This is a genomic window from Roseibium sp. R5, from assembly GCF_055755305.1.
Genome location: NZ_CM146910.1, coordinates 4,739,199 through 4,756,539, shown reverse-complemented (window position 1 = coordinate 4,756,539; position 17,341 = coordinate 4,739,199). Strand labels below are relative to the sequence as shown.

Annotated in this window: 17 protein-coding genes; 9 read left to right on the top strand and 8 right to left on the bottom strand. The window is 58.6% G+C overall.

What is annotated here, in order from left to right; translation table 11 throughout:
• Positions 1 to 84 precede the first annotated feature (84 nt).
• On the top strand, positions 85 to 1,557 hold the full coding sequence (locus tag AC0J4F_RS22315) for a helicase HerA domain-containing protein (RefSeq protein WP_473024782.1): 1,473 nt from the start codon (positions 85 to 87) through the stop codon (positions 1,555 to 1,557).
• A 98-nt stretch (positions 1,558 to 1,655) separates the two neighbouring features.
• Entirely contained in the window at positions 1,656 to 2,126 is a 471-nt protein-coding gene (locus AC0J4F_RS22310) for a DM13 domain-containing protein (RefSeq protein ID WP_473024781.1), read from the top strand.
• A gap of 49 nt (positions 2,127 to 2,175) precedes the next feature.
• Here AC0J4F_RS22310 and AC0J4F_RS22305 read toward each other — a convergent pair whose 3' ends face one another.
• Both AC0J4F_RS22305 and AC0J4F_RS22300 read right to left on the bottom strand, forming a co-directional pair.
• Complete coding sequence (locus AC0J4F_RS22305; protein WP_133952892.1) at positions 2,176 to 2,370, bottom strand: hypothetical protein; 195 nt, start codon at positions 2,368 to 2,370, stop codon at positions 2,176 to 2,178.
• Positions 2,371 to 2,539: 169 nt separating this feature from the next.
• Positions 2,540 to 2,881 (bottom strand): hypothetical protein, encoded by a 342-nt coding sequence (locus tag AC0J4F_RS22300; protein WP_133952891.1) that lies wholly within the window; start codon positions 2,879 to 2,881, stop codon positions 2,540 to 2,542.
• A 241-nt stretch (positions 2,882 to 3,122) separates the two neighbouring features.
• Here AC0J4F_RS22300 and hmgA point away from each other — a divergent pair, with 241 nt between their 5' ends.
• From hmgA to AC0J4F_RS22270, 6 genes are all read left to right on the top strand, one after another.
• On the top strand, positions 3,123 to 4,499 hold the full coding sequence (hmgA, locus tag AC0J4F_RS22295) for a homogentisate 1,2-dioxygenase (RefSeq protein ID WP_166672874.1): 1,377 nt from the start codon (positions 3,123 to 3,125) through the stop codon (positions 4,497 to 4,499).
• A 135-nt stretch (positions 4,500 to 4,634) separates the two neighbouring features.
• The gene (locus AC0J4F_RS22290) at positions 4,635 to 5,486 is read left to right on the top strand and encodes an MBL fold metallo-hydrolase (protein WP_133953059.1); all 852 of its coding nucleotides are present in this window, start codon (positions 4,635 to 4,637) and stop codon (positions 5,484 to 5,486) included.
• 18 nt (positions 5,487 to 5,504) lie between these two features.
• On the top strand, positions 5,505 to 6,515 hold the full coding sequence (locus AC0J4F_RS22285) for a fumarylacetoacetate hydrolase family protein (protein WP_473024780.1): 1,011 nt from the start codon (positions 5,505 to 5,507) through the stop codon (positions 6,513 to 6,515).
• Positions 6,516 to 6,584: 69 nt separating this feature from the next.
• Positions 6,585 to 7,544 (top strand): MBL fold metallo-hydrolase, encoded by a 960-nt coding sequence (locus tag AC0J4F_RS22280; protein WP_473024779.1) that lies wholly within the window; start codon positions 6,585 to 6,587, stop codon positions 7,542 to 7,544.
• A 124-nt stretch (positions 7,545 to 7,668) separates the two neighbouring features.
• Complete coding sequence (locus tag AC0J4F_RS22275; RefSeq protein ID WP_473024778.1) at positions 7,669 to 9,336, top strand: FAD-dependent oxidoreductase; 1,668 nt, start codon at positions 7,669 to 7,671, stop codon at positions 9,334 to 9,336.
• A complete protein-coding gene (locus tag AC0J4F_RS22270; RefSeq protein WP_473024777.1) occupies positions 9,336 to 9,551 on the top strand; it encodes a DUF2783 domain-containing protein in 216 nt (71 codons plus the stop codon). The genes AC0J4F_RS22275 and AC0J4F_RS22270 overlap by 1 nt, the downstream gene beginning before the upstream one ends.
• 118 nt (positions 9,552 to 9,669) lie before the next feature.
• Here the strand turns inward: AC0J4F_RS22270 and AC0J4F_RS22265 are convergent, their stop codons facing one another.
• Positions 9,670 to 11,109 carry a helix-turn-helix domain-containing protein gene (locus tag AC0J4F_RS22265; protein WP_473024776.1) on the bottom strand — a complete coding sequence of 480 codons (1,440 nt, stop codon included), beginning with the start codon at positions 11,107 to 11,109 and terminating at the stop codon, positions 9,670 to 9,672.
• Positions 11,110 to 11,232: 123 nt separating this feature from the next.
• On the opposite strand from AC0J4F_RS22265, the gene AC0J4F_RS22260 reads away from it, so the two are divergent.
• Positions 11,233 to 11,556 carry a helix-turn-helix domain-containing protein gene (locus tag AC0J4F_RS22260; protein ID WP_133952884.1) on the top strand — a complete coding sequence of 108 codons (324 nt, stop codon included), beginning with the start codon at positions 11,233 to 11,235 and terminating at the stop codon, positions 11,554 to 11,556.
• Between the two features lie 446 nt (positions 11,557 to 12,002).
• On the opposite strand, the gene AC0J4F_RS22255 is transcribed toward AC0J4F_RS22260, so the two are convergent.
• From AC0J4F_RS22255 to AC0J4F_RS22235, 5 genes are all read right to left on the bottom strand, one after another.
• Positions 12,003 to 13,199 carry an outer membrane protein transport protein gene (locus AC0J4F_RS22255; RefSeq protein WP_133952883.1) on the bottom strand — a complete coding sequence of 399 codons (1,197 nt, stop codon included), beginning with the start codon at positions 13,197 to 13,199 and terminating at the stop codon, positions 12,003 to 12,005.
• Between the two features lie 107 nt (positions 13,200 to 13,306).
• Positions 13,307 to 14,107, bottom strand: a complete 801-nt coding sequence (locus AC0J4F_RS22250) for an SDR family NAD(P)-dependent oxidoreductase (RefSeq protein WP_473024775.1) — start codon at positions 14,105 to 14,107, stop codon at positions 13,307 to 13,309.
• The gene (locus AC0J4F_RS22245; RefSeq protein WP_473024774.1) at positions 14,104 to 15,033 is read right to left on the bottom strand and encodes an SDR family oxidoreductase; all 930 of its coding nucleotides are present in this window, start codon (positions 15,031 to 15,033) and stop codon (positions 14,104 to 14,106) included. The genes AC0J4F_RS22250 and AC0J4F_RS22245 overlap by 4 nt, the downstream gene beginning before the upstream one ends.
• On the bottom strand, positions 15,030 to 15,932 hold the full coding sequence (locus tag AC0J4F_RS22240; protein WP_473024773.1) for a bile acid:sodium symporter family protein: 903 nt from the start codon (positions 15,930 to 15,932) through the stop codon (positions 15,030 to 15,032). The genes AC0J4F_RS22245 and AC0J4F_RS22240 overlap by 4 nt, the downstream gene beginning before the upstream one ends.
• Entirely contained in the window at positions 15,929 to 17,275 is a 1,347-nt protein-coding gene (locus AC0J4F_RS22235) for a flavin-containing monooxygenase (protein ID WP_473024772.1), read from the bottom strand. The genes AC0J4F_RS22240 and AC0J4F_RS22235 overlap by 4 nt, the downstream gene beginning before the upstream one ends.
• Between the last annotated feature and the right edge of the window lie 66 nt (positions 17,276 to 17,341).

Genomic DNA, 17,341 nt, shown 5'->3' with positions numbered 1-17,341 from the left:
TTTCATGATCCGAGGAATCGTTTTCACTCGCGTCTTATAGACAGCAGAGAAAGGGTGGTGGCGCAGGTGTGCGCCCGGTTGTGCATGACCGTTCAAATCGACATTGGTGACATGGCTGGAGGCAAACGCGCCGGGCTCGATTTGGAAGAGCTTCTGGCGACCCGTTTGCTTGTTCAGGGCAACTCAGGATCCGGCAAATCGCACCTTTTGCGCCGGATTCTGGAGCAGTCCGCCCAATGGGTGCAGCAGGCCATCATCGACCCGGAAGGGGACTTCGTGACCCTTGCGGACAAATACGGTCATGTGGTCGTCGATGCGGTTGGGACCGAGAAAGACCTCAAAATGATTGCCGGGCGCGTGCGTCAGCACCGCGTATCCGTTGTGCTCAATCTGGAGGGTCTCGATGCGGACCGTCAAATGAAGGCGGCAGCCACCTTCCTGGATGGTCTTTTTGATGCGGACCGGGACCTTTGGTATCCGATGCTCGTGGTGGTGGACGAAGCCCAGCTCTTTGCACCGGCCGCCGCAGGCGAAGTCACCGAAGAAGCCCGCCGCAGATCGCTCGGCGCAATGACGGATCTGATGTGCCGGGGCCGCAAGCGCGGGCTTGCCGGGATCATCGCCACCCAGCGTCTTGCCAAGCTTGCCAAGAACGTCGCCGCAGAAGCGTCCAACTTCCTGATGGGCCGGACATTCCTCGATATCGACATGGCCCGCGCGGCGGACTTGCTCGGCATGGAGCGGCGGCAGGCGGAAAGCTTCCGCAATCTGGACCGGGGCCATTTCATCGCGCTCGGCCCGGCGGTTTCCCGTCGTCCGATTCCGGTCAAGATCGGCCCGGTTGAAACGGCTGGTCGCGGCGGCGGACCGAAGCTGATGCCCTTGCCTGAGCAGCTGAAGGAAGAAGCCAAAGATCTGATTTTTACCCGATCTCCCGACGAGATCCCGGTTCGGCCGAGGATCGCCGAGCCGGTCGCCTCGACGGATGATATTCTGAACCAATTGACCAGTGCCGGGGATGCGGCAGAAGCCGAAATCCCGCAAGCCGACAATTTGTTTGAACATGGTGAGCGCGAGGAAAAGATCGATCAGATCATCTCCGAAATTCTCGATGAGGATGAGGCTGCGTTTCAGCCCATCGCCTCGCTCTACCAGGATTTTCAGGTCCGCTGCCGGATCGCCAAACTCACCGGCGGGACGCCCGATCTCCAGACTTTCCGGGAAAAACTGTCGGTTGCCCGTGCCGGTGTTGAAAAAGGCGAGGTGGATGACAGTGCCTGGCAGCAGGCCGAACTCATCGCAGCCGAACTGCCGGAAGACATGCGCGGGGTCTATCTGTTGCTGGCAAAAGCGGCCCTCGCGAAAGCGCCGTGTCCGGGCAATATCGAGATTGCAACGGCGTATGGAACCCGATCCCCGGGTCGGGCCCGCTGGCTTTTGTCCCATATGGAAGAGCGCGGGTTTTTGGTCTGTGCGACCGATCTGCGCGGCAACCGGATTGTGACGCTGACGGATCTTGGCTGGCGCACAGAGCCGGGGGACGAAGCCGCCGCCTGACGGAACGGCCACAAAACTGTCAATTGGACTTGATTGCAGGCGCGCATTTGCTGCTTATCTCTTCGGAACCGGACCGAACAGCCCTTAGGAGATGCTCCATGATACGTTGGCTTGTGCTGCTTGTTTCCCATGGCGGAATGCTGGCCGTGGGGTTTGCGCTCGGGGTCTATTTCCTGCCCATTCTGACAGCGCCCAAAGGACCCGATGCGGCGCTGCTTGCAGAAGCCAGCCAGTCCGCAGAGTACCAAGCCGCGCTCACCCGCGATCTCAAGGGAAGCGATTTCCTGCATTGGGGGGAAGGCTCTATCAGCCTGTCTCAGGACAAGATTGTGCATACCGGTGCGCTCTCACCCGGCCCGGACTACAAGCTGTACTTGGTCAAGGAGTTCGTCGAAGACGAAGCGGGGTTTGAAGCTGTTCGGGAAAGCGCTGTTCAAATCGCCGACATCAAGACCTTCGACGGTTTCATCGCCGATGTTCCGGATGGGGTGAATATTGAGGATTACACCACCGTCCTAGTGTGGTGCGAGGCGTTCAGCGAGTTCATTACGGCCGCGAAATACCGGTGAGCAAATACGCGTCCCAATGTCGAGTAGAGCCGAGCCGGCTATTCTTGGATCAATCTTTGTCTTTGCGCGCGTTTTCAAACAAGACATAGGCAAGGTTCAATACAACGATCACCAGAATGGCGCCGAACACAAACGCTCCAAATCGTTTGGGAGAGATGCCCACCGGCACGTCAAACATCATCACGATCATGCCGAACAAGGCGGTCAGCATGATCAGGGGCATCACCGAATTCTGAAACTTCATGAATATGCTCCAAAATTTTGCGTGAGCGATCTTGCCCACGTCATCAATGCCTTGAAGTGATATCAGATTTTCAAAGGTAACTCTGTGTTTGTTTGCAAGCGGCTGGCAATAAAATTGCCCGGTCAAAAGCAAGCATATCACGCGCAAAGGTTCGAATAGATTGCTTCTGTCAGATCGCAGGGCGCATACGGGTCGGCGATGACTTCGGCAGATCGCTTTTGGAGAGCAGGTATTTAAGTTGGGCCAGCTCTTGATCAATGCCTAAGATCGTCCGGTGCAGAACGCTCTCAAGATAGCTTCCAGCCGGTGCATTTTCTCGGATGACGACGGCTCTGTCGCGTGCGCGTCGCAGAAACAGCATCATGGTTTCCAGCTCGCCGGCCGTCGGTTGGGTGAGCTGTGCAGATGTTTTTGGGGGCACTGTCTCCGCCTGATCCTGTGGCTCATACCCATCTGCTGCCAAAGGTGGCGCGGACGTTTTCGGCTCAAAATACGTGTCCTGAAATGGCATCAGAATCCCCAATGTTCCTATTTTGTTCTAATTTAAATCAACACCTCTGCAGATGCAAGGCATTCAAATTCACGGTCATGGAATGCTCGGGCAGGGGGCGGTTCCGCAAGCCTCAGACTTGGCACCACGGCCCAGTGGACTGGCGAATTTTTCTCGGCCAGTTCGGAAGTCTCTTGACCAAACTTGCGCAGATAGTTACAAGTGCAACTAATTTGACAGGGCATGATCCCGGGAGGATGCGATTATGAACAAGGTCGATCACAAGCAAGTTGCCGGCGACGGCGGCAAGCCGCTGTCCAACGAGCTGCAGTATATGCCGGGTTTCGGCAATGATTTTGAGACCGAAGTGCTGCCGGGCGCGCTGCCGCAAGGCATGAACAGCCCGCAGAAATGCGCCTATGGGCTTTATGGCGAGCAGTTGTCCGGTACCGCCTTTACTGCACCGAGTCATCAGAACGAGCGGACCTGGTGTTACCGCATCCGGCCGTCGGTCAAGCACACCAGCCGGTTTCAGAAAATCGACCTTCCCTATTGGAAGAGCGCGCCGAACGTCTGCGAAGATGTCATTTCCCTCGGCCAATACCGCTGGGATCCTGTGCCGCACGCCGATGAGGGCCTCAACTGGCTCACCGGCATGCGCACGATGACGACGGCCGGTGATGTGAACACCCAGGTCGGCATGGCAACGCATATCTACCTTGCCACCCAGTCGATGGAAGATGAGTACTTCTTCTCCGCCGACAGTGAACTCCTGGTCGTTCCCCAGGAAGGTATTCTCCGCTTCTACACCGAGCTCGGCATTATCGAGCTGGAGCCAAAGGAAATCGCCATTCTGCCGCGCGGTCTGGTCTACCGGGTCGAAGTGGTGGAAGGTCCGGGACGTGGCTTCGTTTGCGAGAACTATGGCCAGAAATTCGAGCTGCCGGGCCGTGGCCCGATCGGCGCGAACTGCATGGCCAACCGCCGGGACTTCAAGACACCGGTTGCCTGGTATGAAGACAAGGAAGTGCCGAGCAAGGTCACTGTGAAATGGTGCGGCCAGTTCCACGAGACCAAGATCGGCCATTCGCCGCTCGATGTGGTTGCCTGGCACGGCAATTATGCACCGGTGAAATACGACCTTAGGACCTATTGCCCGGTCGGTGCGATCCTGTTTGACCACCCGGACCCGTCGATCTTCACCGTCTTGACAGCGCCGTCCGGGGTGCCGGGAACGGCCAACATCGATTTCGTTCTGTTCCGGGAGCGCTGGATGGTGGCCGAAAACACCTTCCGCCCGCCCTGGTATCACAAGAACATCATGTCTGAGCTGATGGGCAACATCTACGGCCAGTACGATGCCAAGCCACAGGGCTTCGTGCCGGGCGGCATGAGCCTTCACAACATGATGCTGCCGCACGGACCGGACAATGATGCCTTTGAAGGGGCATCCAATGCGGACCTGAAGGCCGAAAAGCTCGACAACACGATGTCCTTCATGTTCGAGACCCGCTTCCCGCAACACCTGACCGAATATGCCGCCAAGGACGCGCCGTTGCAGGACAACTACATCGACTGCTGGGACAGCCTGGAGAAGAAATTCGACGGCACGCCGGAAGGCACCTGGGATAAGAAGTAACTGGCACTGTTTGCCGCCCCGGACTTGATCCGGGGCCTTCAGGGTTGGTCGCGGATCACGTCCGGGATTGCTTTTTTGACAAAAGCGCAGTTGTGGATGCTGGCAAGGAGTGTGTGGGTGCAGGGCAAAGCGGATATGGATGACCGTCTCGTCATTTTGGGCTCAAAGGGCGGGCCTGCAATTCGGCCGGGCGGGCCGTCGCCGACGAGTTCGTTGATCGAGATCGGCGGCCGGCGCTGTGTCATTGACTGTGGTCTTGGGGTGACCCGGGGCTTGGTCGACGCCGGGGTCTCCTTGAAAGAGCTGGATCTTATCTTGATCACGCACATGCACTCCGATCATGTTCTGGAGCTCGGGCCCTTGTTGCATACGGCCTGGACCAGCGGCCTGGCGCATAAGGTCAAGGTGTACGGACCGGCCGATCTGATGGAGTATTGGGATGGTTTCCTGGCCTCCATGCGCTATGACATCGATCTGCGGATTGATGATGAAGGCCGCCCGGATCTGCGGGATCTCATCGAAATCCACCTGCTGGCCGAAGGCGATGTGCCGCTTGACGACAGTGGATTGGCGCTAAAAGCGCTGCGGGTTGATCACCCGCCGGTTGTTGATTGTTTTGCCCTGCGGTTCGATACGAAGGATTGGTCGGTGGTCTTTTCCGCTGACACGGCCTTCTTCCCGCCGCTCGCCGTCTTTGCCAAGGACTGCGATGTTCTGGTGCATGAGGCCATGCTTCAGCGCGGTGTCGATAAAATCGTCGAGATCACGGGCAATGGCGACCGGCTGCGCGAACATTTGTGGGCTAGCCACACGATGGCGCCGGATGCCGCCAAGATTGCTGAAATGGCCCAGGCCAAGACCCTTCTCCTCAACCATCTGATCCCGGCAGATTTGCCCGGATTCGAAGAGCAGGAGTGGTTGGAGGCAACAGAAACCTTTTCCGGGCAGACAATTGTCGGTCATGATGGATTGGTAATAACAAAATAGGCTTGGGGAGACGGATCCATGAAACTGGCAAGTTTGAAAGATGGCAGCCGGGACGGAAAACTGGTGGTGGTCAACGAGCGGCTGACCTATTGCACGGATGCCAGTCACATTGCACCGACCCTGCAGGCCGCGCTCGACAATTGGGATCATGTTGCGCCGAAGTTGCAGGTGCTTGCCGAAAGCCTCTCTCATGACGCCGTCCCAACCTTGCGCTTTCACGAACACGATGCCTTGTCGCCGCTACCGCGCGCCTATCAGTGGGCCGACGGATCCGCTTACGTGAACCACGTCGAGCTGGTGCGCAAAGCCCGCGGCGCCAAGATGCCGGAGAGCTTTTGGACCGACCCGCTGATGTATCAAGGCGGCTCCGATACGTTTATCGCGCCTCGCGATCCGATCAAAATGCGCGACGAAGCTTATGGCATCGACATGGAAGGTGAGATCGCGGTCATCACCGGCGATGTGCCCATGGGCGTGAGTGCTGAAGGGGCCCTGTCCCATGTCAAGCTGGTGCTGCTCGTCAACGATGTCTCTTTGCGGGGGCTGATCCCGGGCGAACTGGGCAAAGGCTTTGGCTTCTTCCAGTCAAAACCGTCCTCGGCCTTTTCGCCTGTTGCTGTGACGCCGGATGAATTGGGCGAGGCCTGGAAAGACGGCAAGCTGCATCTGCCGCTGCATGTCGACCTCAACGGTCAGCCCTTTGGCCGGGCGGAAGGAGGCATCGACATGACCTTTGATTTCGGCCAGTTGATCGCCCATGCGGCCAAGACACGGGTGCTCAGCGCGGGCACGATCATCGGGTCCGGCACGGTCTCCAACAAACTGAACGGTGGTCCGGGCAAATCGCTCTCCGATGGTGGGGCAGGTTACTCCTGCATCGCGGAACTGCGCATGATCGAGACCATCGAAGATGGCGAGGCGAAAACTCCGTTCCTCAAGTTCGGTGACACCATCCGCATCGAGATGCTGGATGGGGACGGGCACACCATTTTCGGCGCTATTGAACAGACACTGGAACAGGCTGGCTAGCGCGCCACCAAGCAGCCGGGTCACCTCCGGCAATGACGGACAAACAAACCGCAGCGACGGGAAAACAGCATGAGCAAGCAATTCGCCTCTGTCGGCGACATGGAAGAAAAGAAGATCACGTTTGAAGAGATTGGCAAGGATCTTTGGGCCTTTACCGCCGAGGGTGACCCGAACACCGGCGTGATCATTGGCGATGACAGCGTCATGATCATTGAGGCGCAGGCGACACCGGCGCTCGCCAACAAGGTCATCGAAAAGGTCCGCTCCGTCACCGACAAGCCGATCAGCCACCTGGTCTTGACCCACTATCATGCTGTTCGGGTTCTGGGAGCGGCGGCCTATCAGGCGCCGAACATCATCATGAGCCAGAAGGCGCGGTCCATGGTCGTGGAGCGTGGCGCGGAAGACCGGGAATCGGAATTCATGCGCTTTCCGCGCCTGTTCATGGGTTATGAAAATGTCGCCGACATTCCGCCGCTTACGTGGCCGACGACCACTTTCAACGACCGCATGACCGTTTATCTCGGCAAACGCCGGGTGGATCTCAGCTTCCTGGGACGGGCGCATACGGCTGGCGACATCGTCATTCATGTGCCGGACGAAAACGTCATGTTCACCGGCGATATCGTTGAATATCACTCGGCGTGTTATTGCGGAGACGGTCATTTCAACGACTGGCCGAAAACACTGGAAGCGATCCGCGCCTATGACGTTGAAGCGATTGCGCCGGGCCGCGGCGATGCATTGGTCGGCAAGGAAATGGTCGGCAAAGCGCTGACGAACACTGCCGACTTCGTAACCTCCACCTACAAGCCGGTCGCCCGGGTTGCGCAGGGCGGCGGAACCTTGAAAGAGGCGTGGGACACCTGCCGCGCCGAATGCGATCCGAAGTTCAAGGACTATGCGATCTACGAACACTGCCTGCCGTTCAACGTCGCGCGCGCCTACGACGAGGCGCTGGGCATCGACACACCGCGCATCTGGACCGCGGCGCGGGACGCACAAATGTGGGCGGATCTGCAGGGATAACTGACGCAGCCTGTCATTTCTGCTGTCCCGGCCTTGAGCCGGGACCGAACACCTCAAGACCCCGGCTCAAGGCCGGGGAGGCCTTTTCGAGAACTGAGTTTCTGTAACCATTCCTTGGCCAGACATGGCTCCAGAAGGCCACGAAAATTGGAAATCGCAGCAGGGAGGAGAACCTGTGACCAAATTGTTCGAAGTGCCGCTTTATCCCTACAAGTGGTCCCCCGATCAGGAAACGTCTGCGCCAGTGCGCCATCCGGTGGTGATCATTGGCGCCGGGCCGGTCGGTCTTGCGATGGCCATTGATCTGGCCCAGCAGGACATTCCGGTTGTCATCCTCGACGACAATGACAAGGTCAGCGTCGGCTCTCGCGCGATTTGTTTTTCCAAGCGCTCGCTGGAGATCCTGGACCGCTACGGTTGCGGCGATCAGATGGTCGACAAGGGCGTGGTCTGGAGCCATGGCCGGGTCTTTTTTGGTGACCGTCAGGTCTACAATTTCGACCTGTTGCCGGAGGAGGGGCACAAGCGTCCGGCCTTCATCAATCTTCAGCAATACTACTGCGAACTCTATCTGGTGGAGCGTCTGCGCGCCCTTCAGCAGGAAGGCAAGTCGGTCGACATTCGTGGTGGCAACAAGGTCGCCTCCATCGATCAGATGGACGATCACGCCTCGCTGATCATCGACACACAGGATGGTGCCTACCGGATCGAGGCCGACTGGCTGATCGCCTGTGATGGCGCGGGTTCCCCGTCGCGCCGGATGCTGGATCTGGACTTTGTCGGACGGGTGTTTGAGGACAACTTCCTGATTGCCGACGTGATCATGAAGGCGGACTTCCCAACGGAACGCTGGTTCTGGTTCGATCCACCGTTCAACAAGGACCAGTCCGCGCTCTTGCACAAGCAGCCGGATGGCGTTTGGCGGATCGACCTGCAGCTCGGCTGGGACATCGACAAGGAAGAAGAAAAAAGAGAAGAAAACGTCATCCCGCGTCTCAAGCAGATGCTCGGCGAGGACGTGGAGTTCGATCTGGAATGGGTCTCGATCTACACCTTCCAGTGCCGCCGAATGGAAAAATTCCGCCATGGCCGGGTGATCTTTGCGGGAGACGCTGCGCACCAGGTGTCGCCGTTCGGGGCGCGCGGCGCAAACTCCGGCTTTCAAGACACCGACAATCTCGGTTGGAAACTGAAACTTGTTCTGGAAGGCAAGGCGCCGGAAAGCCTTTTGGACAGCTATGGGCTGGAGCGCGAATGGGCCGCGGACGAAAACATCCTGCAAAGCTCCCGTTCGACCGACTTCATCACGCCGAAATCGGAAATGAGCCGGATCTTCCGCGATGCGGTTCTGGATCTGTCCGAAAGTTATGAATTCGCCCGCCCTCTGGTGAATTCAGGGCGCTTGTCAGTGCCGTGCATCTATGAAACGTCGCCACTCAACAGCGACGATGTCGACGGCCTGCCGGCCCGCACAAGGCCGGGCAGTCCGGCGGCGGACGCGCCAATTGGCGGGGAGTGGCTGTCGGACCGGCTGGGCGATGGGTTCAAGTTGCTCGCGCTGGGCCTCGAGATCCCGCAGAACTCCGACATTGCCGGACTTTCCCTTGAGGGCATTTTTGTTCCGGACGGCAACATCGGCGCAGAGCTTCGGTCCCGGTATCTGGGCGATGCCGGCACGGCGATTTATCTGATGCGGCCGGACCAGCATGTGGCTGCGCGTTGGACAACGCTTGATTGGGCGCAGATTGAAACGGCCTTGAACCGGGCGATCGGAAAAGGGGAGGCGGCCTGATGACAGCGCATATCACCAAGGCGCAATTGCGCCACCCGGACGACTTTTACGCAGACCTTTTGGAGGCCCATGAAGGGCTCTCAAAGGCCGAAAGCGATGCCTTCAATGCCCGGCTCATCTTGTTGATGGCCAACCGCATCGGCGATCCGGACGAGCTGAAATCCCTTCTTGAGGCTGCTGCTAGGACAAAACATCCAGAAAAACTGGATGGATAGCCGTCTGACACTTCTGCTGCCCCGGCCCTGAGCCGGGGGCTTTGCCACCGTGGTCCCGGATCAGGTCCGGGACAGCGCAGTGTGTATGGCTCCGCGATGCTCATTTCGAAAAGAAGTTTTACCGTGCCGCCTTCGCGCGGTAGGGAACAATGCCGCGTTCGCGGCTGTCGATAAACGGTGTCGTGTTGATCGCCGGGAAGGCGCGTTGATCGCAATTATCGCGCGGGCAGATCCGGCAGTTGACGCCAAGAGGCTCCGGTTCGGCGCGATCGTCCAGCGCCAAACCGTCCGCATAAACAATTGCATCGGCATATTGGGCTTCGCAGCCGAAACCGAGCGCGTAACGCCGGGCCTGGGTCTTGTAGTCCGTGGTGTGTTTCGTGACGCTGGTCGCGACACACAGGTATTTCACGCCATCCGGCATCTGGGCGATCTGCGAGATGAATTTGTCGGTCGTTTGCTCAAACGCCTGATGCACATTCCAGCGCGGGCAGGAGCCGCCAAAGCGCGCAAATTGGAACCGGGTTGCGCTGTGGCGTTTGACGACATTGCCGGCCCGGTCGATCTTGACGAAATAAAAAGGAATGCCTTTGGAACCAACCCGCTGCAGGGTTGAAAGCCGGTGGCAAATCTGCTCGATGCTGGCGTCCATCTGGTGTGACAGCCGCTGAATGTCATGACGGCTTGCAGCGGCGGCCTCAAGGAAGGCTTCGTAGGGTAAGAGCAGCGATCCAGCGAAAAAATTGCGGAGCGCCAGCCGGGCAATGCTTTCGGCCGATTGGGTTCGGAAACGGGCGTCCGCCACTTCTGACGTCAAGATGTCCTTGGCATAGAGCTCCGCAATGACGGAGCCGAGCAGGAAGGATTTTGAGCTGTCCGGTACGGACCGGTGGATGGAAATTCGGCGCTCGAACTCATTGTGCCGGATGAGCGCTGCGTCCTCGGCACCATGCTGCTCGACGGTGATGCTGTAGGTGTCATAGAGCCAGTCGGTGAGGGCGGTGAGCTTCGGCGTGTCTGCAAGAAGATTGATCTTGATTGCGAGCTGTTCTGCAGCCCGGTCGATCGCATCGACATAATTGTCCTGATAGTGAAAGTAGTCGCGAACTTCCTCGTAGGCTGATTTGCTGATGCTGCCCGTTCCATCGTCCGATGCATTCATCTGGAGAAGATCATCCTCGCCAGCATCTTTTTCATGATAGGCGCGCATGGTGCCGTACATGTCCATGATCGCGCGGGCGGCTTCCGGGGCCCGGGTTGCCAATTCATGCAGGTCCTGTTTGCTGATGCGCGTGCCGTGAAACCGGGTGTCTGCAAAAATTTCTTCCAGGTCCTGCGTCATCCGGTCGAGGTCGTTTTCCTCGAACGCAGAAAGGTCGGTGCCAAACACCCGGTAGATGGCCAGAAGCACAGAGGCCGTGACTGGCCGGTTGTTGTTTTCGATCTGGTTTATGTAGGGCGTTGAAAGGCCGAGCTTTTTTGCGAACTCCACTTGCGATAGGCCGGTGTCCGCACGGACCTGGCGCAGGGTGTGGCCGGAGTAGAGGTTCTTCTGCAAAACACGCTTCCTCAAATTGCAAATAATTAGCTATTAGCAATACTCAAGTTAACATTTTACAATTCGCTTGTCCTGCACAAAACTGCGTTCAACCTCTTAGCCAGAGAAGAAGTGGACCCAGACATGACAGCCCATTTTGCGCTCCATTCAACCCGGGACCTGTTGCGCCGCGCACGGCCGCTCCCGAGCACTCTCGAGCCGACAGAAAACATCCTGGACGGTGTCACGCCGCGCCAGCTGGAAATCATGATGAAGCTCTGTGAGGGCAAGGTGAACAAGCAGATCGCTTATGAGCTGGGTGTCACCACTGCGACGGTCAAGGCGCATATCCGCTTTGCCATCAAACGTCTGGGCGCCAAGAACCGGGTCCATGCCGTTGCCATGGTCGCCGCCAACGCGGCGCTGCATCGCCCGCAGCAAGCCGCCGAAATGGGCCTCTGCGCTTAAGTCGGTTCGGCAGTTTGCAGGTTTTGCCTGGAGATATAAAAGCCGCATTCCCCGAAGTGCGGCTATAGACCGGTTCAATCCGTATTGCAGTCCCGGACGCAACACTGCTGCGATCCGGGATCCTTTCGTTCTCAGAGCTTTTGAACAAAACACGCAACGGCTGCGGCCAGTTGTTATGAGAGTGGATCCCGGCTCGAGGCCGGGACGATACTTGGGGTGCCGAGCTTGCTCGGAAAGTGGCGTTTAAACAATAGGTCCCCAGGCTTTTGATAAAGTCCAGTTATCCCTCTGGCGTCATGTTCGGACTTGTTCCGAACATCCATCACGATTTGAGACATATGGATCCTCGGCACAAGGCCGAGGATGACTATCGAGAGGAGTGAGGTTTCTTATCAAGCTGGATCCCCGCATAAAGCGGGGATGACCGTCGAGGTGAATGCGCCCGTTTAGAACGAGAACTTGAGCTTCGTTTGAAGCGTGTAGTTCCAGGAATCCCCATACTTGTATTGCGTGGTCGCGCCTGAGGTAGACGCCAGGTTTGTGAGGTCGCCGGTACCGGAGGCCTTGTATGTCGCAGCCGTACCGATGGTGAGTTCAGCATGTTTGTCGAGCTGAATGGCCGTTCCGACCCCAAAGGAATAGGTGTCGGAATAGGATTGCCCGATGCCCCGGTCCCATTGGACCGTTGAGCCCACTTTCAGCCAGTCATTGACCTTGTGGGCGAGCCCGGCACGCACCGTCCAGCCGTCGTCATACCCAAGGAAACGGTTGACCACCGTGCTGCCCGCCGGGTTCTGAACCGTGAGATCCTGCAGTTTGGACCAGTCCACCCACTTGACGCCGAAGGTTGCCAGCCAGTCCGGTGCGATCCCGGTTTGCAGATTGAACTCCAGGGATTGCGGCATGGTCACGGAGGCAAAGCTGTCGAAGCTGGTCACTCCGGTGACCTCTGTTCCGCCGGCAAGGTCTACATCAATGGCGGAATCGTAGATCAGGCTCGCCCGGACAGCATATTGCGGGATCTCGTAAGAGGCTCCGACCCGCCAGCCGACGCCGGGATCGTCCGAGCGGACATCCAGCCGGGTCGGAAAATCGACATAGGTGGAGGGGGGGATAAAAGCACCATAGGACAGATTGTCGGTCCGGTATCTCAGATATAGCAGGTTCGCCCCGGCAATCGCCCGGACATAATGTCCATCGCGAACCTGAAACTCATAGGCACAGGTTCCATTAAACGCCTTGCCGGAGGCCGAGGTCCTGGTCAGTGAGAACCGGCCCTGCCATTCCTGATTAAGGTCCTCTTCAATCTGATACGGGTCATTGGTCCGCGCCATGCAGTCCAGTTGATCGGTCAGCCGGAATTTTGCGGCAAACTGGTAGTTCCAGATGTTGGGCGTCGCCCGGCTTTTGACCGGCCCACCCACCACCGGGCGTCCCGCTACTTCTGCGTTGGTCACTTCATAGTCGACGTTGCGGTCGACCGCCTTGGTGGTGGCCTCGAATGCAAACCGGCTGTTGTCAAACAACAGCTCGTTCGAGCCAACGCCGAGCGTGTCCCAGCCGCCGGCATATGCTGGCGAAAGACAACAGAAAACCGTTCCGCCAATCATGAGATTGGCGGTCCATACTTTGAGATTGCCCATATTTCCCCTCCACGAGTGATGTACACGCCCGGTTTGGCTGTTGTTTCAGGGCGCTGCCTTGTGCGCCGCGCAGCTGCGGCTGTGGTTTTGCTGCGGTTACAAACCGGTCAGTGTGGCGCGCCTCCCTCAGCTTTTGCCGAAGGCGGCAGGATCGTGCGTTCCATCAGGTGGCGGTAAAGCCGCGGCGACAGTCGGTTGATCAGGTGTGACAGGCGCGCCACCCGGCCGATCGGAATGAAGGTCTTCCGCCGCACAAGTCCGCGGTAAAGAATGCGCGCTGCGTCCTCCGGCGCGAGCGCATCGACCTGATCCGACGCTGAACCCGGGCGCGCGAGGCCACCTTGGGGTTCGCTGCGCGCAACGGTGTTGGTGGCAATGAAACTCGGCGCAGCAATCAGGCACGCAACCCCATGCACTGCTTCCTCAGAGCGCAGCGATTTGAAGAAGCCTTCCAGCGCATGTTTGCTGCCGGCATAGGCTGTGCGCAGCGCCAGCGGGCAAAACCCGGCGACAGATGAAATCGCCAAATGCGTTCCGGTAGAGCGGCGCAAATCCGGGCCGAACTCCTTGGCCATGGCCACGGCCCCGAAATAGTTCACCTCGAAAACCCTGCGGTGATCCTCAAGCGCCTGTGTGGTGAAGGGGCCGATATGGGTAACCCCGGCGTTGTAAACAACCAGATCGATGGACGGGCGTGCGGACCGGATCTGCCGTGCGGCGTCAGCCAGTTGATCGGCATCGGTAATGTCACAGGACAGTGCGCGCGTGTCTGGAACCGCTGACAAGGCGTCCAGGTCCGGTCCGGGCAGGTTGAGCATGACCGTGAACCAGCCATGCTGGCGCAAAATGGTCCCAAAGGCTTGGCCCAGTCCCCCGGCGCCTCCCGATATGACCGCTGTTGGCTTCATAACCCAGCCTCCCGGCTCCAAAAGTCAAACACCTCGGCGCTGGTCATCTCCGGCGTGTAGCCGAATTCGGTTTTCAGCGCGGTGTTGTCGAGAACCGGGCGGAATTGCAGAAACCGGACCTGTTCCGCGCCAAACCGGGAAAGGCCCAGTGGTTGCGCTATTGCCAGTGCGGATTTGACAAGGGATGCGGGAACCCGGATCAGCGGTTTTTTCAGGCGGGCTGCCAGATCGCTCATGGAGAGGGCGCCATCGCCCGCAACATTATAAATGCCCGGCGGGCCATCTGTGGCCGCCCGCTCCAGGATGCGCGCAAGATCCTCGGTCCAGATGAAGACAAACGGACTGTCACTGCCGGAAAGGCCCATCAGGCGTGGTTTGCGGAAGAGTGATGTAATCTGGTTTTCAACACCGGCGCCAAGAACGGTGCAGACCCTCAAGATCACCTGTTCCAGATACGGCGCCTGTCTGCGGGCCTCGGCCAGCACCTCCTCGGCCTGACGCTTGTGGTCGGAATAGGCAAATTCCGGATTGCCGCGCAGCGGATCCGTTTCTGTCAGCCAGTCCGGATTGTCTGCATGATAGCCATAAGCTGCACCGGAGGACGTGACGACCAGCCGCCGGACTTTTGCCGCAATGCAGGCACCGACCACATTGCGTGTGCCAATGACATCAACATCATAGGCGAGTTGCCGGTCCTTTGGTTCCAGAATTGATGCGAGGTGAATGACAGCGTCGGGTCTGTCTTCTGTGATGATCTGTTCCGGATCACGGCCGCGCACATCCATTTTGCGCCAGATGGCTCCATTCGGCAGCGGCGGCCTTGGCCCGATGTCCGTCGCAATCACTTCGTGTCCGCTGCGCACGAGCATCTGGACCAGCCTCTGGCCGATCATGCCCGCAGCGCCGGTGATCAGGATCCGGCTCATCTTGCGGCCACCGTGCGGGAAAACCACTTGGCGAGCGCAAGCCCTGAGACCGCATGCCAGATGCCCCAGAAGGCGGCAACAACCGCCATGCCGCCGAGCCCGTGAAAAAAGCCGAAGATCAGGATCAGGCCGAGGCCGGAGTTTTGAATGCCGGTTTCGATGGATATCGCCCGCCGGTCATAGGGGGATAGCCCGGCAATGGTGGCAACCATGTACCCTCCAAGGAGGGCAATGCCATTGTGGGCTATGACCAGCGGGACGATATCCGGCCCGAATGCGCCCAGGAAATCCCAGTTTCCATAAAGCGCAATTCCGATGAAAGAGATGAAGATCGTCATGGACAGCATCTGCAAGGGTTTGCGCAAATGCCAGGCGAGCTGCGGCAGATTGCGGTTGACCAGCATGCCGAGCGCGAGCGGTAAAACCAGCATTAGGCTGACGGTCGCGGCCACCTGCACGGGGTCGATGGCAATGGAGGTCATGAAGGCGCGGCTTGGGCCGTACAAACTGCCCCAGAAGGCGATGTTGAGCGGTGTGAAGAGCACCGTCCCAATGGTGGTAAAGGCGGTCAGTGACACCGCGAGCGCCGCGTTGCCGCCCGCCCTGTGCGTGATGTAATTGGAGATGTTGCCACCCGGGCACGCCGCCACAAGAATCAGTCCAAGCGCAACAGATCCTTGAGGGCGAACAGCCAGCACCAGAAGAAAGGTGAGGGCGGGAAGAACGACGAACTGCGACAGGATCCCGGTTACGAACGGCTTTGGGGTGCGGAAAAGCGCCCGGAAATCGTTGGGAGTGATGTCGAGGGCGACCGCAAACATCACGATCGCCAGCACGCCATTCAGGATCAGCATGCTGTCTGGGGAAAAGTTCAGAACAGCTGCGTCGATGTTGGTCATCGGGCAGCCTCTTTCAGGGCCGTGATCCTCTGCGTGACAGAGGTCCGGTAAGTTTTCTTGTCGACGTAGTAGGCCATCCGGGCGAGATTCAGGTAATTGACCCCGCCGGTTTCCCGCTGAAAGCCGTTGGCCTTGTAGCGTTTGATGTTGTCCGCTTCCCGGTTCCCTGTCTGAAGCCCTGCGATGTAACGCGCAACCAGTTCGGCCTGTTCATGCCGCCCCTGCCAGCCAAGGCCCGTCGCCTCGACCATGCCGAGCACGAAGAGATCATCGCGCTGCGGGTGCATGCAGTTGAGGTAAAGGCTCGGCGCGGCCTCCGTCCAGTTGAGCAAGTCTTTCGAAATGAAAGGGTAATCGAGCACATACCCGGTTGCGGTGACGATCATGTCGTAGTCCGCGGCGCTGCCGTCGGCAAAATGAACCGTGTTGCCGTCCAGCCGGTCGATATCGGGACGGATTTTCAAGTCGCCATGACCGGCGTGGAACAGTATCAGCGAATTGACCACCGGATGGCTTTCATAAAGCTTGTAGTCCGGCTTCGGGAACCCGTAGCGCTGCGGGTTTCCGGCAAACCAGTTGAGCACCACGCCGTCGATCTTGCGGCGGAGCCACATCGGCAGGCTGGTTGTTCGCCCAAGCGTGTCGGCCGGTTTGCCGAAGACGTATTTCGGCACGAAATAATAGCCCCGGCGCATGGAGAGATCCGTGCTTTTTGCATGATGGATCGCATCGACGGCGATGTCGCAGCCGGAGTTCCCGGCACCGACGATCAGTGCCCGCTTGCCGTCGAACTGGGCGGCGGACTTGTATTTCGCTGCGTGAATCAGCTCGCCGGAAAAGTCGCCCTGGAATTTCGGCATGTTGGGGGTCGAGAGTGTGCCGTTCGCAATCAAAAGGCCCTTGAAGACGGCTTCCTCTTGTTCGCCGCCCGGACCCCGCCAGGCAATACGCCAGCCCTTGCCCGACTGCCCGAGCGGCTCGGCTTTCACAACTTCGGTTTGGAAGCGGTAGGATCTATAAAGATCGAAGTGGCGGGCAAAGGCCTGGAAATACTGCCGCATATCGTGGTGTGAGGGATAGTCCGGCGTCTCGGGCGGCATCGGGAAATCGGCGAACTCCGTCATCGTCTTGGACGAAATCAGGTGCGCGCTTTCATACATGGTCGAGCGCGGCCCAGTCATGTCCCAGACACCGCCGACATCTGAATGCAGCTCAAACCCTTGAAAGGGAATTCCCTGTTCGCGCAAGACCTTGGCCATGGCAAGGCCCATGGGGCCCGCGCCGATCAGAGCATAGCTTTCCTGTGTGCTGGCGCATGGCGCCGCACCTGCTACTTGTGGCATGTTTCCTCCCAACCACGACAGTGGTATCGTTATATTGAACGAATGTTCAAAATAAGCAAGAGGCTC

Excerpts from the sequence above, each read along its gene's own strand:
- AC0J4F_RS22305 (WP_133952892.1), bottom strand. The coding sequence starts at position 2,370 with ATGAAGTTTCAGAATTCGGTGATGCCCCTGATCATGCTGACCGCCTTG.
- AC0J4F_RS22240 (WP_473024773.1), bottom strand. The coding sequence starts at position 15,932 with ATGACCAACATCGACGCAGCTGTTCTGAACTTTTCCCCAGACAGCATG.
- AC0J4F_RS22285 (WP_473024780.1), top strand. The coding sequence starts at position 5,505 with ATGAAACTGGCAAGTTTGAAAGATGGCAGCCGGGACGGAAAACTGGTG.
- AC0J4F_RS22290 (WP_133953059.1), top strand. The coding sequence starts at position 4,635 with ATGGATGACCGTCTCGTCATTTTGGGCTCAAAGGGCGGGCCTGCAATT.
- AC0J4F_RS22315 (WP_473024782.1), top strand. The coding sequence starts at position 85 with ATGACCGTTCAAATCGACATTGGTGACATGGCTGGAGGCAAACGCGCC.
- AC0J4F_RS22250 (WP_473024775.1), bottom strand. The coding sequence starts at position 14,107 with ATGAAGCCAACAGCGGTCATATCGGGAGGCGCCGGGGGACTGGGCCAA.
- AC0J4F_RS22235 (WP_473024772.1), bottom strand. The coding sequence starts at position 17,275 with ATGCCACAAGTAGCAGGTGCGGCGCCATGCGCCAGCACACAGGAAAGC.
- AC0J4F_RS22280 (WP_473024779.1), top strand. The coding sequence starts at position 6,585 with ATGAGCAAGCAATTCGCCTCTGTCGGCGACATGGAAGAAAAGAAGATC.
- AC0J4F_RS22270 (WP_473024777.1), top strand. The coding sequence starts at position 9,336 with ATGACAGCGCATATCACCAAGGCGCAATTGCGCCACCCGGACGACTTT.
- AC0J4F_RS22255 (WP_133952883.1), bottom strand. The coding sequence starts at position 13,199 with ATGGGCAATCTCAAAGTATGGACCGCCAATCTCATGATTGGCGGAACG.
- AC0J4F_RS22310 (WP_473024781.1), top strand. The coding sequence starts at position 1,656 with ATGATACGTTGGCTTGTGCTGCTTGTTTCCCATGGCGGAATGCTGGCC.
- AC0J4F_RS22245 (WP_473024774.1), bottom strand. The coding sequence starts at position 15,033 with ATGAGCCGGATCCTGATCACCGGCGCTGCGGGCATGATCGGCCAGAGG.
- AC0J4F_RS22300 (WP_133952891.1), bottom strand. The coding sequence starts at position 2,881 with ATGCCATTTCAGGACACGTATTTTGAGCCGAAAACGTCCGCGCCACCT.
- AC0J4F_RS22275 (WP_473024778.1), top strand. The coding sequence starts at position 7,669 with ATGGCTCCAGAAGGCCACGAAAATTGGAAATCGCAGCAGGGAGGAGAA.
- AC0J4F_RS22260 (WP_133952884.1), top strand. The coding sequence starts at position 11,233 with ATGACAGCCCATTTTGCGCTCCATTCAACCCGGGACCTGTTGCGCCGC.